Origin of the sequence: Acerihabitans sp. (genome assembly GCF_036398755.1) — a bacterium.
Taxonomy (GTDB): domain Bacteria; phylum Pseudomonadota; class Gammaproteobacteria; order Enterobacterales; family Enterobacteriaceae; genus Acerihabitans.
Genome location: NZ_DASWOM010000106.1, coordinates 1 through 14,928, shown reverse-complemented (window position 1 = coordinate 14,928; position 14,928 = coordinate 1). Strand labels below are relative to the sequence as shown.

Sequence of the window (14,928 nt, the reverse complement as noted above, 5' to 3'; positions counted from 1 at the left end):
CTGGCGGCGGCAATACGCTGGATGGGAATCAGTGTAATATGAGTTGGCAAATATAATGTTGCTAAAGCATTAAACCACTATCATTCAGACCAACCGGCGTAGCGGCCTCGGCATCGTTGATTTTCGGAATCATTCACTCTATGTATACAATGTTACAGTCATTTTTGCACCGTTGCGTCCTGATGGCATTTATCGTGGCGGCGGGGTTTTGCCCCATCAACGTTTCTTTTGCCGCCGATCCCGCGCCGGCCGCCGCCGCCCCCGCCGCGCCGAAGCTGGTGGCAAGCGTGGAGTTGCCCAGGCTGCAAAAACAGCTGGACAGCATAAAGCAACGCGTCTCCGCCGCCACTAATGACAATCAACTGAGCGCGCTGAATGACGCCACGCTGCAATTGGTCGCCGATGCCGACGCGCTGGTCGCCGCCATTCAGCCGGACCGGGCGCAGGTTCAGGCGCAGCTCGATATCCTGGGCCCGCCGCCCGCCGAGGGGGCGATGCCGGAAACCGCCGTGGTCGCCCAGCAGCGCAATACCCTGAACAAGGGCAAGGCGTTAATCGACGGCCAGCTCGAGCATGCCAAGGCCATCAGCGCCGGCGCCGCCAATCTGTCGGTACAAATAGTCGATATTCGCCGCAATGCGCTGCGCACGCAGATGGCGCTGAATTCGGGCAGTATCCTGTCGGGGAGCTTCTGGTCGCCGTTGTTGAATACCGCGCCGGAGGATAAGCGGCGTCTGGACAACTTTGGCCAGCAGCTAAAGGAAGCCTGGCTTGCGGCCTGGGAACCCGAGTGGCGCTTTGGCTCGGCCGCGCTATTGCTTATGGCGGTGGCTGTCTGGGCATTAGGCTCCCGCCTGCTGGACAGGCTTTTGGCATGGTTTAGCATCAATATCCTGCCGGAAGGGCGGCTGCGCCGCAGTTTCCTGGCCTGCGCCACCGCGCTGGTCACGGTGTTCAGCGTTGGGCTGGGCGCGCAATTCGTCTTTTTGGTGTTTACCCGGCATCCCGACGTCGCGCAGCCGGTGGTGGATTTTGGCGACGAAATGATCAAGCTGACCCTGTTTTCGGCGCTGATTGCCGGTCTTGGGCGGGCGTTATTATCCATTAAACGGCCGTCATGGCGTCTGCTGACCATGGCCGATCCGGTGGCGGTGGCGATGCGTTCCCTGCCGCCGATGCTAGCTTCGTTTATCCTGGTTTTCGGCGCGGTGGAGCAGATGAACAATCTGGTCGGCACCAGCGTGGCCACCACCATCTTCGGTAACGGCATCTCGGCGCTGCTGGTGGCGCTGACCGCCGGCTACGCGCCGCTGCGCACCAACCGTACCCGGCGGCGGCTCCTGGCCGAAGGCGCGGAACCGGAGACGCGCAGAACGCTCGCCGGGCTGATTCATTTGTGTATTACCGTCACCGCCTTGGCGATCCTGGTTTCCCTCCTGATAGGCTATATCGCCCTGGCCCGCTTCCTGACCTATGAGCTGGTGTGGGTGGGCATTATTCTGTCCTGCCTTTACCTGCTGATCCACCTGGTGGTGGATTTGTCCGACAGCCTGTTTTCCCCGACCACCCTGGTCGGCCAGCGTATCAAGCACTCCCTTGGCCTGGACGACCGTCATTTGGCCCAGGCCTCGACGCTGCTCTCGGCCATCGGCAAAACGGTGCTGATCCTGTTTGCCGCGGTGGCGTTGCTTAACGGTACCTTTGGATCCACCACGCCGCTGGCGCTGCTGAACAAAGCGATAGATATGTGGGGCGGCAAGGGGCTGGAGAAGCTGAACATTGTCCCGGCCCATGTGATGAATGCGTTGATATTTCTGGCGCTGGGCATCTATGTGCTGCGCTCCGCCCGGCGTTGGCTGGATAAGGATTTCCTGCCGAAAACCATGATGGAACCCGGCATGCGCGCTTCGCTGGTGATCCTGTTCAGTAATATTGGCTATGTCCTCATCGCCCTGATGACGCTGTCCACCCTCGGCATCCAGTGGAACAACCTGGCGTGGATAGTGAGCGCGCTGTCGGTGGGTATCGGTTTCGGCCTGCAGGAAATCGTGAAGAACTTTATTTCCGGCATTATCCTGCTGATTGAACGTCCGGTGAAAGTGGGCGATTTGATCACCATCAGCGGTGTCGAGGGGGATATCCGGCGTATCAACGTGCGCGCCACGGAAATACAGCTGGGCGATCGGTCGACGGTTATCGTGCCTAATTCACAGTTCATTTCGCAAAACGTGCGCAACGCCACCATGGGTAACGCCCAGGGCGTGGCGACCATCGCCCTGACGTTTCCGCTGGATATCGACCCGGAACAGGTGCGTAACCTGTTGCTTGAGACCTATCGCGATCATGAGTCCATCCAGGATTCGCCCGCGCCGTCGGTGACCTTCAGTCAGCTTGGTCCCAGCGGCATTACCCTGAGCGTAACCGGCTTTGTCAGCAGTCCCCGCATCGTGTCGGGCACCAAGAGCGATCTGCTGTTCGAGATGCTTAAACGCATGCGCGCCGCCGGCATCGTGCTGTCCACGCCGCAAAAAATGATTTTCGAAAATTCTCCGCCGCAGGCTCCGGGCATACTGGATACCACGGTTCAGTAGCGCGGGTATCGGCCAAACGGCCATCCGCCGCAGCGGCGGACGGCCGGCGGTGGCGAGGCGGCAGCCCCGCGGCCGGAACGGTACGGTACGGCGGGGCATGGGCGTCCCGCTTTATGCCCCCGGTACCGGCAAGGTATCCTGTCCTTCACCCAGCGATCGTTGCATCAGCAGCGTATCGACCCAGCGCCCCTGCTTAAACCCGACGGCGTCCAGCGTGCCGATAAGACGAAATCCCAGCTTTTCATGCAGGCGGATGGAGCCGATATTGCCGCTGTTGCCGATGACCGCCAGCATTTGACGCCGGCCGTCCCGCTGGGCGCGATCGATGGCCTCGGCCAACAGGGCGTAACCTATTCCCCGGCCCCCCATGCGGGCATGGATATAAACTGAATCCTCAACGGTAAACCGGTAGGCATGGCGCGGGCGATACAGGCCAAGATAACAATAGCCGACCACCCGGCCGTCGAGCCTGGCCGCCAGCCAGGGTAATCCCTGGTCCAGCACGGCGGCGCGGCGCGCCATCATGTTCGCAACGCTTGGCGGTTCGGTCTCGAAAGAGGCGATGCCGTGCAAGACGTGCCAGGCGTAGATAGCCTGGATCTCGCCCATATCCGCGTCGGTGGCGTCGGTAATCACAAGAGGTAGGGACAATTTAGCGGCCTTGCCGTTGATATTACTGACGTTCAGGATAATGCAAAACCACGACGTGCTGTAGCGCCTTCTTCTTATGCGCGTCATAAATATATCTTGGGTAGGCGCTCGTCCCCGCTGATGGCGACTCTTTGACTAATCGCCTTGCGCCGCGCCGGCGCTGAGGGCCGGGCCACGGCGCAATACCGCGCCATACCGGCGCATCCTGGGCAGCAGCAACGCGGCCACCAGCCCCAGCAACGCCGCAAGCGAAAGCCAGGCCCCGGGCATGGCCTTATCGCCGCTGGCATGGATCAGATAGCTGGAAATCGCCGGGGTGAATCCGCCGAAAACCGCCGTCGCCAGGCTGTAAGCCATGGAAAAACCGGTGGCGCGCACCTGGGCCGGCATCACCTCGGCGAGCGTGACCACCATGGCGGCGTTATAGCTGGCGTAGAGGAACGAGAGCCACAGCTGGGCTATCATCAACCGGCTGAACGCCGGCGCGCCGACCAGCCAGTGCAATACCGGATAGGCGGTCAACAGTATCAGGGCGCTGAAGACCAGCAGCATCGGCCGGCGGCCGACTTTATCCGATACCGCGCCCATCACCGGCAGCCAGAACAGGTTGGAGACGCCTACGCACATCGTGACGACAAAGCTCTGCTGCTCGCTGAAATTCAGCACGCTTTTACCATACGTGGGTGTGAAGGCGGTGATCATATAAAACGCCACGGTGGTGGTGGTCACCATAAACATGCCGAGCGCCACCAGCCGCCAGTTTTCCGCCATCGAACGCATGATTTCGGCGGTATGGGGATGATGGGCGCGCTGTTTGAATTCATTGGTTTCCTCCAGCATCCGTCGGATCCAAAACAGCACAGGCACAATCAGGCAGCCGATAAAAAACGGCACTCGCCAACCCCAGTCCGCCATGAGGGCGTCGCCCAACAGATGGTGCAACGCCACCCCAAGCAAGGCGGCGAAGATGACCGCCACCTGCTGACTGGCGGATTGCCAACTGACATAAAATCCCTTCCTGCCGGCCGGCGCGATTTCAGACAGATAGACCGAGACGCCGCCCAGTTCCACGCCGGCGGAAAACCCCTGCAGCAGGCGCCCCAGCAGCACCAGCGCCGGCGCGGCCACCCCGATGGAGGCATAGCCCGGCACGCAGGCGATGGTCAAGGTGCCGAACGCCATCAGCGCCAGGGTCAGCAGCAGTCCCTTGCGGCGGCCGTGACGATCGATATAGGCCCCCAGCACCAGGGCGCCCAGCGGCCGCATCAGGAATCCGGCGCCAAAGGTCATCAGCGTCATCATCAGCGAGGCAAACGGATTGTTGTTCGGGAAAAAGGTGGCGGCGATGGCGGCGGCGTAGTAGCCGAACACCATAAAATCGTACATTTCCAAAAAATTGCCGCTGGTGACCCGAAAGACGGTCATGATGCCGGCCTGGTTAACCGCGGACGGGGAAACTGGCGTTGACATTATTAATAACCCATGCAATTAAAAACAATTTCTTAACATTTTCGCGGCCGAGTAAAAAGTGATCAACCTCTCATTTTCTATTATCATAATGTTAACCCGGGGGCAGAGAGATATTTTTGCCCAACCCGCGCATCCGGGCAGCATTTACCGTAAACTCATCAGCGCTGTTACCTTTTTCTGTGGAATTTTTTTTACCGCCCGCTGTCGAAAAAGTCGAACCCGGGAGGAGCCGAGTGTCCAAAGCTCGCCGCGACGCCTGTCGGCGCACGGCTGCGCCCGGGCACTATACTGCCAGTCATAGGAACCTTTTCCGGCATGGAACGAAGATCATTTATCAAAGCGTCATTGGCCCTGGCCGCCTATTGTGGCGTGCCCGCCATGGCCTCCATATTTGTGCGCTCGGCGCAGGCCGCCGACGCCGTCGCCGACGGCAGCGCCACCGCGTTCGATTTTTCCACGCTCAAGACCATGGCCGCCAACCTGGCGGGCCAGGCCTTTGGCGGTCCCCCGGCGGAGCTGCCGAAGACCCTGGCCGAACTGTCGCCCCCGGCCTATAACGATATCCAGTACGATGCCAACCATTCGCTGTGGCATGATGTCCCCGGCCGCCAGCTGGATGTGCATCTGTTTCATGTCGGCATGGGGTTCAAACGCCGGGTGAGGATGTATTCCGTTGATCCGCAGGCGCATCTGGCCAAGGAAATTCATTTCCGCCCCGAGCTGTTCAATTACCATAACGCCGGGGTGGACACCGCCCAGCTCCAGGGCCGCGACAACCTGGGTTTTGCCGGTTTTAAAGTCAACAAGGCGCCGGAGCTGACCCGCCGCGACGTGGTGTCCTTCCTCGGCGCCAGCTATTTCCGCGCGGTGGATGATACCTACCAGTACGGCCTGTCGGCCCGGGGCCTGGCCATCGACACCTTTACCGACCAGCGTGAAGAGTTTCCCGATTTTGTCGCCTTCTGGTTCGACAAACCGCAGCCCGCGGATACCACATTTACGCTGTATGCGCTGCTCGACAGCCCCAGCGCCACCGGCGCTTACCGTTTTGTCATCCATTGCGAGGCCGAGCGGGTGGTGATGGATATCGAGAAACATATCCATACCCGCACGGCAATCAAACAGCTCGGCGTGACGCCGATAACCAGCATGTTCAGCTGTGGTACCAACGAGCGGCGCACCTGCGACACCATCCATCCGCAAATCCACGATTCCGATCGCCTGGCAATGTGGCGCGGCAATGGCGAATGGGTCTGCCGGCCGCTGAACAATCCGCAAAAGCTGCAGTTCAATGAGTATCTCGACGAGAACCCCAAAGGATTCGGCCTGTTGCAGCTCGATCATAGTTTCGACAATTACCAGGATGTGATCGGCTGGTATAATAAACGGCCCAGCCTGTGGGTGGAACCGGTAGGCGATTGGGGGAAAGGGTCGGTTAACCTGCTTGAGATCCCGACCACCGGAGAAACCCTGGACAATATTGTCTGCTTCTGGCAACCCGCCGAGCCGATCCAGGCCGGGCAGGAGTTAAGCTTCAGCTACCGCCTGTACTGGAGCGGCGAGCCGCCGGTCAGCAGTCCGCTGGCGCGGGTCAAAGCCACCCGTACCGGCATGGGCGGCTTTCCGGAAGGCTGGGCGCCGGGCGAGCATTATCCCGCCAACTGGGCGCGGCGCTTCGCCATCGATTTTGTCGGCGGCGACATCAAGGCGGCCGCGCCCAAGGGCATCGAACCGGTGATTACCCCTTCGCGCGGCAAAATCGATAATATCGAAATCCTGTTTGTCGAACCCATGGACGGCTACCGTATCCTGTTCGACTGGACGCCGGACAGCGATTCGGTTGACCCGGTGGAACTGCGCATGTTCCTGCGCACGGGCGGCAACGTGCTGAGCGAAACCTGGCTGTACCAATACTTTCCGCCGCCGCCCGACAAGCGTAAGTATGTCGATGACCGGCAGATGAGCTGAAGGTAAGCGCGCCGGCGGCAAAAAGGGCGGAGGGGTTCTCTCTGCCTTGCGGTCCGGTTTCTCAAGGTAGCCGCCGCTACCGTCAACACAGCGGAAAAGAATCGGGTCACCGGCCGGGTTCTTTTTTTTATTGCCTGATTTCAGCTATCAGCTTCACCGGCACCAAAATAGCGCGCTTATCCACCCGGCTGCACCAAAACCGGGTATTTCCCCGCCCGGCGGCGTGTCCAATCCCCGCCGTATCGCCCAATCCGCCTGATTAACCTGAAATAATTCAACTCTCCTTAGGCGCACAGTCTTGGCCCCGTAATTGCTTGATCCTGTCTATACAAGTATCGCACCAGAATTATCACAGCAGGAGCAACCGTATGCCTTCCCCTATTACCCTGTCGATGATCGGCATTCGCAAATCCTTTGGCGACCAGGAGGTATTGAAGGGCATTTCGCTTGATGCCCGGCAGGGCGAGGTGATCTCCATACTGGGCGCCAGCGGCTCGGGTAAAAGCACCTTTCTACGCTGCATTAATTTACTGGAAACGCCGGATGAGGGCACCGTGGCCATCGGCGGCGAGACTATCGTCATGAAGCGTCACCGGCACGGGCATCAGCAGCCCGCCGATCGTCGCCAGATCGACAATATCCGCGCCCGGCTCGGCATGGTATTCCAGAATTTTAATTTGTGGCCGCATATGACGGCGCTGCAAAACGTGATCGAAGGTCCGCAACATGTGCTGAAACGAACGCGCAAACTCTGTATCGAGCAGGGCGAACGGCTGCTGGCGAAAGTGGGGATGTATGATCGGCGAAATTATTATCCGTCCCAGCTGTCCGGCGGCCAGCAGCAGCGGGTCGCCATTGCGCGCGCGCTGGCCATGGATCCGCAGGTGATGCTGTTTGACGAGCCGACTTCCGCGCTCGATCCTGAACTGGTGGGAGAAGTGCTCAAGGTGATGCGGGCGCTGGCGGAAGAGGGCCGCACCATGCTGGTGGTCACCCATGAAATGGGTTTCGCCCGCGGCGTGTCCAGCCGGGTGGTGTTTATGCACCAGGGCGCTATCGAAGCGCAGGGCGCGCCGGAGGAAATGTTCAACCAGCATCCATCCGATCGCTTCCGGCAGTTTATCTCCAGCCATCATTAACGCGCGCGGTAAGGCTTAACATCGGCTTATCAGATGGTCGCGGCCCGGGCGCCTGGCTCTCGGAACCGGTATTCCAAATGGATGTCAGCCCGCGTTAAACCCCGGCGGTAGGCGGATAGGATATTGATAATCATGATATTGGTGTAAAAGTGAACGATTGAGGGTAAGGTAGTGAGGATGCAAGCTATCTGAACCTTTCGCCGGAGGACTTATCATGATGATCAAAGCCGCTACCCGCGCCGCTCTTCTTCTCTGTGCCGCGGCAATGATGCCGCTGGCCGATGCCGCCGCCATACCGCAGGTCAAAACCCAGGCTCCTGGCTACTACCGCATTATGATCGGCAATGCGGAAGTGACCGCCCTCTACGACGGCAGTTCCACTTTTCCGCTGACGCTGTTCCAAAACGCCACCCCGGAACAACTGCAGCAAGATGTCAAAGAGGTGGACGGCGACGCTCCCAAGGTGGTTAACGGATCGGTTAACAGCTTTTTGATCAATACCGGTGAACATCTGATCCTGATCGACACCGGCGGAGGCAAGCTCCTGGGACCGGGTTTCGGCCAGGTGATGGCCAATCTCAAAGCGTCCGGCTACGCGCCGGAGCAGGTGGACACCATTATGCTGACCCATATGCATGGCGATCATATCGGCGGGCTGGTTGGCGACGACGGCCGGCCGGCCTACCCGAACGCCACCGTCTGGGCGGCAAAACCGGAAGTGGACTACTGGCTGTCGCCAAGCCAGGCCGCCAAGGCGCCGCAGGCGAAGCAGGCGGCTTTCCAGCGCGCGCGCGAGATCCTGACGCCGTTGAGGAACGCCGGTAAACTGAAAACCTTTACCGCCGGCAAAGATCTGTTGCCGGGGCTGCAGCCCATAGCCCTGCCCGGCCATACGCCGGGACACAGCGGTTTTGTCCTGGAGCAAAACGGGCAGCGCATTTTATTCTGGGGCGATATCGTCCATTACTCCGCCCTGCAGTTCGCCCAACCGCAGCTGGCGGTGGGGTTTGACGCCGACGGCGCCCAGGCGGTGAAAACCCGCGCCGGCCTGCTAGAGCTGATGGCGCATCAGAAAACGCTGATAGCCGGCGCCCATATTACCTTTCCCGGCATCGGTTATGTCAGCGAAAACGGGCAACAGGGATACCGCTGGACGCCGGTGGGCTACGGCGAGGTACGCTAGATGCGTGCGCCGGGTTAACGCAGCCCGGTCAGCGGGTCGTCGTCGAGTATAAAGCGCAGGCGCCGCCGTTCAACGCGCACGCGCAGATGACGGAATTTGATCAGGTAATACACCCCCACCAGCGCGGCGGCCAGTCCCGAGGCGGCGCCCAGGCCCATTGCCCAGCGCGGGCCGAAACGGTCCGTCGCCCAGCCGACCACCGGGGCGCCGATGGGCGTGCCGCCCAGGGCGATGGCGAGAAAGATCGCCATGACGCGCCCGCGCATGGCGGGTTCGGTGGACAGTTGCATCAGGCTGATTGCCGAGGTGGTTAAGGTTTGCGCCGTCACGCCGATAAACACCAGCATCAGGCTGAACAGCAGGTAATTGGGCATAACGGCGGCAAGCGCCAGGCCGATACCGAAAATGGCGGTATGGGTGAACAGCGGGGACATGCCGGTATTGGCGCGCCGGGCGGCCAGCAGCGCGCCGATAACCGAGCCGAACGCCATGATGGAGGTTAACAATCCGTACTGGCCGGCGCCGGTATGGAACACGCCGACCGACATGGTGGCGATGAATATCGGGAAATTAAGCCCAAAGGTGCCGATCAAAAAAATCATCAGCAAGATGGTCTTGAGCGCCGGCCGGCGCCAGACATACCGAAATCCCTCGACGAAGCTTCCCGACGTGCGCAACGCCCGCGCGCGTATAGGGGGTTCGGTGGGGCGCAGGTAATGTAGCGAGCCCAGCACGGCGACAAATGAGGCGGCATTGATCAGGAACAGCCAGCCGGACCCCACCACGGCTATCAGTACCCCGGCGATGGCGGGACCGATCATCCGCGCCGCGTTAAAAGAGGTGGAGTTCAGCGCCACCGCATTGGACAGGTCGGCCTCCGCCACCAGTTCGGCAACAAATGTCTGGCGCGCCGGCGCGTCAAACGCCGCGGCGCAGCCCAGCAAAAACGCGAAGACATATACTTGCCATAACTGCACCAGTCCGGCGACGGTCAGCAGGCCCAATCCCAGGGCCAGCAGGCCCATGCACGCCTGGGTGGCAATCAGGAGTTTGCGCCGGTCGAAATAGTCGGCGGCAAATCCCGTCAGCGGCAGCAGCAGGATCTGCGGTCCAAACTGCAGCGCCATCACCACCCCCACGGCGGTGGCGTTGTTATGGGTAAGCGTCGTCAGCACCAGCCAGTCCTGGGCCGTGCGCTGCATCCAGGTGCCGATATTGGACACCAGCGCGCCGCCGGCCCATATCCGGTAGTTAACATTGCGCAACGAGCGGAACATTCCCGTGGCCGGGAGGCCTGAGCGGTTCATTGGCGCGGATCGTCGACTAAGCGTTGCAGCAATGCAACCGCATTAGCCAGTTCTTGTTGTTCCCGCGGCGAGAATTTAGCCTGCACGGCCTGAAACAACCAGTCCTCCCGCGCCGCCCGATTGTCGGCAATCAGATGCCGGCATGCGTCGGTCAGCGACAGCAGGGTTTGCCGTCCGTCGGCCGGGTCCGCCTTGGCGCCGACCAGCCCGGCCGCCTGTAGCGCCGCCACCGTGGCGCCCATGGATTGTGGACGCACGCCTTCGCCCCGCGCCAGAACGGTGACCGTCATGGGACCGTCGCGTTCCAGGCGCATGATTACCGCATTTTGCGACGGGGTCAGCCCATCCGGCCGCGCTTGCTCGCGTAGCCGGCGCTTTAGCTGGCCTACCAGGGCACGGAAATCCCTGACCAGGGCCAGGGCGCGCGCGGCATCGGCGTCATTGGATAGCATTGAATTATTCATGAAGCAATAAATAGCAGGCATGAAGGTAAACTGCAAAGGTTACCTTCATAAATAAAGTGCCAAAGTGTTAATACAGGTAAACCTTGATGAGTTCACGGCGCGCGGCTTCAGCCAGGGCGACGGCGAAAGCGCGGCATCCTCATCCTCTGCCGCGATCCAGATAGCGGCGCCCCTGGCCGTCGTCGGGCGGCGGGGTGCCGGTGGGCAGTTTGCCGAACCAGCGATAGCGATGACGCGCCACGGCGTTATAAATACCGTCTTTGATAACCCGTGGGAAAAAACGCAGTATCAACAGGGCGCGCCACGGCCAGCCCAGTTCGGCCAGGGCGGCAAAAAAAGCCGTCGAGCGGGTCGACACCTCGCCGTTGGCGATATAGGCGATGGTACTGAAGTTGTCGGTGGGCAGACCGGCCCAGCGCAGGAGATCCTGGCCGGCCGGCGATTGTACCGTGGCCAGATGGATTTTTTTCCGCCGATCGGCGCGGATCAGAAAGCGCACCAGCCGCCGGCATAATACGCATTCGCCATCAAACAGGATCACCCGCTCGCCGGCCAGCAAATACGGCGGCGGCGTGAGGCGTTCGTTGCGGATAACATACAGCAGCGGCGCCCTTGACGCGCGTCTGGCGTTTTCCATGTTTACCCCCTAGAATCGAAGCCCCGCGCCGCCCACCTGGCGGCGCGGAGTGACGGCCTCCCGCCGCGTCCGGTGGCGTCAGCCTTGTAAATCCTTGAGCACCGCCTGTTTGAACTGTGTCATAGGGCAGAACCCGCCGGCATCCACCGGACATCCCTCAATGCTAAGAGTGGCACGTTGCGGCGGTGCGGAAAGCGACAGCGCGCTCGAATTGCGAATTTGCCTGGCGGTGGGATACACATACTCTATTTTCATCAGATCGCGATCTTGCCGTGCGTCGTGCCAGCGCTGGAATACCACGGCGCCGCTGATGGGGGTGCGTTCAAACTGACCCGGCAGTTGATAATCGCCGGTGCGCAGCGCCGCCAGAAGCGAGGCAATATTGGAATCATGACCGGCCAGCAGGGTCAGCTTCGCCCGCTGCGCGGCCTGTTGATTCGCGTCCGCCGCCGGCTGGGCGCCCAGAGCGCCGGCGATAAAGCCCAGCAGGGGCCTGGCCGCGTTGGCGGCGATGGCCGGCGAGCCGAACAGGGTTTCGTGATACAGGTTTTTAATGGACTCCAACTGCCGCCATTGTTTATCGGTGGTCACCTTGCCCCAGGCCACATCCTTCAGCGGGAAGCCTTCATAATATTGCAGCATAAACGCGTCGGTGGCGCCGGTTGCGGTGCGCAACGGGCCGTTTATGGCCGGTTCCTTACCGGTGGTAAGCGTCACCGATGAGGGTTGCGCGGCAAGATCGCAGGTGTGATCCCGCTGGCAGACCGTGCTTTGCCGGTAGTCCAGTACGGTTTCCAGCAGACGGTAATTGGGCCTCAGGCGCTGGTTCAGCCCGTCGATGCCGCCATCGCCCGCGTGCCGGTTAACCGACGCCAGCGCATTTTGCTTAAAGCTGTCGGTCACGTCGGCGGTGATGATCGGATTAAACGTCGGGTCCATGGTGCCGACGGCGGCCTGGTGGGCGACGTCAATGCCGCAGGTGGGAAAGGCGCCGTCGATAAACGCTTTCGCGGTGTCGATAGTGCGCGGCAGGCTATTGGCATAGATAAACACCTGCCGATCCGCCGGGCAGCCCTCATTGGGGATCAGGCCGGTATGCGCCAGCCATTGCCGGAAATACCGGCCGACATGGCGTTCCACTTCGCCGCCCTTGGGCGTGAGCAGTCCGCCGCCGGTTTGCCATACCGGCCATTTTTGCGGCGTCGCTTCCGCCAGGGCGTCGCCATAGTTCACCAGCGGCGCGCGGATGCCGTGACGGCTTAGCACCACCACCTGTTCCAGGGTGTAACCGGCGGGGATCCGGGCATTTTTTTCGGCCGCCCGCGCGGGGGCATGAGATAGCACGAACGGCAGCGCCAGCATGATCAGGGCAACACCAGAGGTTGTTCTTTTCATTGATCTTTTCCTAAAATATTAATGCCAATTATATGCAGGTAAACATACTCTATTGAATATAAAGTATTTTCAGCATAATCAATAATAAGGAAAATATAGGGATCGATATCACATTGCCGGCACAGCCCTCGGCCTGAAAACACAAAAAGTTACTTAAACCCGCATGCCTGGCCGCGTTATCCGGTATAGATTAATAGGGTCATACTCAGGATCGGCAAGGTGTGGTGCGCTGCCACCGGCCCCACGCTCTGTTATCCATCCCCTCTGTACTCCCTTCCCGCCGATGCGCGCCGCATTTGTCAAACACCGGCGTTCGAACAAAGATATCCATGTTTGCGGCGGGCCGCGGTCGGGAAAACATCTCTTTTTCGGAGGAATTATGCGTTACAGCACATTTGGCAATACCGGTTTATTTGTTTCCGAACTCTGCCTGGGCACCATGACCTTTGGCGGCGAGGGCGGCATGTGGGGCCAGATCGGCAACCTGCAGCAGGCGGACGCCGAGCGGCTTATCGGCCGCTCATTGGACGCCGGCATCAATTTTATCGATACCGCCAACGTCTATTCGGAAGGCCGATCGGAAACCATTACCGGCCAAGCCCTGAAAAACCTGAAGGTGGCGCGGGAAGACGTGGTGGTGGCCACCAAGGTGTTCGGCGCCAGCGGCACCCAGGGCGTGAACTCCTCGGGCCTGTCGCGCTTTCATATAATGGAAGGGGTCAAGGCCAGCCTGAAGCGCCTGCAGCTCGATCATATCGACCTGTACCAGGTGCATGGCTTCGATCCCGCCACGCCCATCGAGGAAACGCTGTATGCCCTGGATAACCTGGTCCAGCACGGTCACGTGCGCTATATCGGCGTCTCGAACTGGAGCGCATGGCAGATCATGAAGGCGCTGGGGATTTCCGCGCGTCTGGGGCTGGCGCGGTTTGAATCGCTACAGGCCTACTACAGTATCGCCGGCCGGGATCTCGAACGGGAACTGGTGCCGCTGTTGCAAAGCGAAAAGGTCGGCATGCTGACCTGGAGTCCGCTGGCCGGCGGCCTGCTGAGCGGCAAATACGACCGCCACACCGCCGAAGTGGAGGGCAGCCGCCGCACCACCTTTGATTTTCCGCCGGTTGATAAGGAACGCGCGTATGACTGTATTGACGTCATGCGGGAAATCGGCGATGCCAATGGAGTGTCGGTGGCGCAGATTGCCCTGGCCTGGCTGCTGCACCAACAGGTGGTGACCAGCGTTATCATCGGGGCGAAAAAAATCGAGCAGTTGGAAGACAATATCGCCGCCACCGCCATCACCCTGTCGCCGGATGAACTGGCCCGTCTGGATAAGGTCAGCGCCCTGCCGGCGGAATATCCCGGCTGGATGCTGGAGCGGCAGGGCGAAAATCGCCGCAAGCGCCTAAACGAGGCGAATAAAGCCTAGCGCCTCCCGCCTGGTGCAATATTTGCGGGCATCGGCGCGGCATATATCAATGCGCCGCGCCGATGCCAGTAAAAGGCGAATGACGGCGTGGAGCATTTTAGGAATGTACTTTATTAATTACTTATCTTCACACTACTTTCATTAAACAAATATTATGTTTTTATTTATGGGCTATGATAATGAAATCACTTCATTTACAGTGTCCCGCTAGGCAATATTTAGGTTCTCCCCTGTTATAATCAATTTCCCAGGGTTCTTTAATGTCCACTGCCGGAGTTGATTATGCCGCAATGTCCCCTTGCCAGCAGAAGTTGCATTGGTATTTATCACAATAAAACCGCCATTACCGTTGCGGATCAAAAATATCAGCGTCAAATCATTAGCTATATATCCGAGCACCCCGGCGACCCGCTTAAACGCGCGCGCGCGGATCTGCTGCTGCAAAGTTTGCTATTTATAACGAATATCACGCCTCATGCGTCGAACCGCGTTTTGCCGCCGGTGGCGCATAAAAAACACACACATTGGCCGGTATCGCCGGCGGCCCCGCTCGCCGCTGAACGCCAGACGGGGAACGCCGGCGATCGCCGCCATTATTGGCACGACAGCCTTATTCTCGCCCGAACCGATGCGAAAGCGGGTGAGGGTGGCATATTGCCCGCCATGGTCAAACCGGCGTGGATAAAATCCGGCG

12 protein-coding genes are annotated in these 14,928 nt (G+C 60.1%); 6 read left to right on the top strand and 6 right to left on the bottom strand.

Features of this window, described 5'->3' with window-relative positions; all coding sequences use genetic code 11:
- The first annotated feature begins 140 nt into the window (after positions 1-140).
- Complete coding sequence (locus tag VGC33_RS17320; protein ID WP_331122015.1) at positions 141-2,591, top strand: DUF3772 domain-containing protein; 2,451 nt, start codon at positions 141-143, stop codon at positions 2,589-2,591.
- A 111-nt stretch (positions 2,592-2,702) separates the two neighbouring features.
- Here VGC33_RS17320 and VGC33_RS17315 read toward each other — a convergent pair whose 3' ends face one another.
- Both VGC33_RS17315 and tcuC read right to left on the bottom strand, forming a co-directional pair.
- Positions 2,703-3,329 carry a GNAT family N-acetyltransferase gene (locus VGC33_RS17315; RefSeq protein WP_331122014.1) on the bottom strand — a complete coding sequence of 209 codons (627 nt, stop codon included), beginning with the start codon at positions 3,327-3,329 and terminating at the stop codon, positions 2,703-2,705.
- Between the two features lie 48 nt (positions 3,330-3,377).
- The gene (gene tcuC, locus VGC33_RS17310; RefSeq protein WP_331122013.1) at positions 3,378-4,712 is read right to left on the bottom strand and encodes an MFS transporter; all 1,335 of its coding nucleotides are present in this window, start codon (positions 4,710-4,712) and stop codon (positions 3,378-3,380) included.
- A gap of 315 nt (positions 4,713-5,027) precedes the next feature.
- On the opposite strand from tcuC, the gene VGC33_RS17305 reads away from it, so the two are divergent.
- From VGC33_RS17305 to VGC33_RS17295, 3 genes are all read left to right on the top strand, one after another.
- A complete protein-coding gene (locus VGC33_RS17305; protein ID WP_331122012.1) occupies positions 5,028-6,680 on the top strand; it encodes a glucan biosynthesis protein D in 1,653 nt (550 codons plus the stop codon).
- Between the two features lie 368 nt (positions 6,681-7,048).
- The gene (locus VGC33_RS17300; RefSeq protein WP_331122011.1) at positions 7,049-7,819 is read left to right on the top strand and encodes an ABC transporter ATP-binding protein; all 771 of its coding nucleotides are present in this window, start codon (positions 7,049-7,051) and stop codon (positions 7,817-7,819) included.
- A gap of 214 nt (positions 7,820-8,033) precedes the next feature.
- Complete coding sequence (locus tag VGC33_RS17295) at positions 8,034-9,002, top strand: MBL fold metallo-hydrolase (RefSeq protein ID WP_331122010.1); 969 nt, start codon at positions 8,034-8,036, stop codon at positions 9,000-9,002.
- Between the two features lie 14 nt (positions 9,003-9,016).
- Here the strand turns inward: VGC33_RS17295 and VGC33_RS17290 are convergent, their stop codons facing one another.
- The 4 genes from VGC33_RS17290 to agp form a co-directional block, all read right to left on the bottom strand.
- On the bottom strand, positions 9,017-10,279 hold the full coding sequence (locus tag VGC33_RS17290; RefSeq protein WP_331122009.1) for an MFS transporter: 1,263 nt from the start codon (positions 10,277-10,279) through the stop codon (positions 9,017-9,019).
- Between the two features lie 26 nt (positions 10,280-10,305).
- Complete coding sequence (locus VGC33_RS17285; protein ID WP_331122008.1) at positions 10,306-10,761, bottom strand: MarR family winged helix-turn-helix transcriptional regulator; 456 nt, start codon at positions 10,759-10,761, stop codon at positions 10,306-10,308.
- A gap of 151 nt (positions 10,762-10,912) precedes the next feature.
- The gene (locus VGC33_RS17280) at positions 10,913-11,410 is read right to left on the bottom strand and encodes a thiol-disulfide oxidoreductase DCC family protein (protein WP_331122007.1); all 498 of its coding nucleotides are present in this window, start codon (positions 11,408-11,410) and stop codon (positions 10,913-10,915) included.
- Positions 11,411-11,488: 78 nt separating this feature from the next.
- Positions 11,489-12,805, bottom strand: a complete 1,317-nt coding sequence (gene agp / locus VGC33_RS17275) for a bifunctional glucose-1-phosphatase/inositol phosphatase (RefSeq protein WP_331122006.1) — start codon at positions 12,803-12,805, stop codon at positions 11,489-11,491.
- A gap of 379 nt (positions 12,806-13,184) precedes the next feature.
- Between agp and VGC33_RS17270 the strand changes: the two genes are divergently transcribed.
- Positions 13,185-14,234, top strand: a complete 1,050-nt coding sequence (locus VGC33_RS17270; protein WP_331122005.1) for an aldo/keto reductase — start codon at positions 13,185-13,187, stop codon at positions 14,232-14,234.
- A gap of 282 nt (positions 14,235-14,516) precedes the next feature.
- Positions 14,517-14,928, top strand: a 412-nt coding sequence (locus VGC33_RS17265) for a hypothetical protein (RefSeq protein WP_331122004.1), incomplete at its 3' end; no start/stop codon positions are given.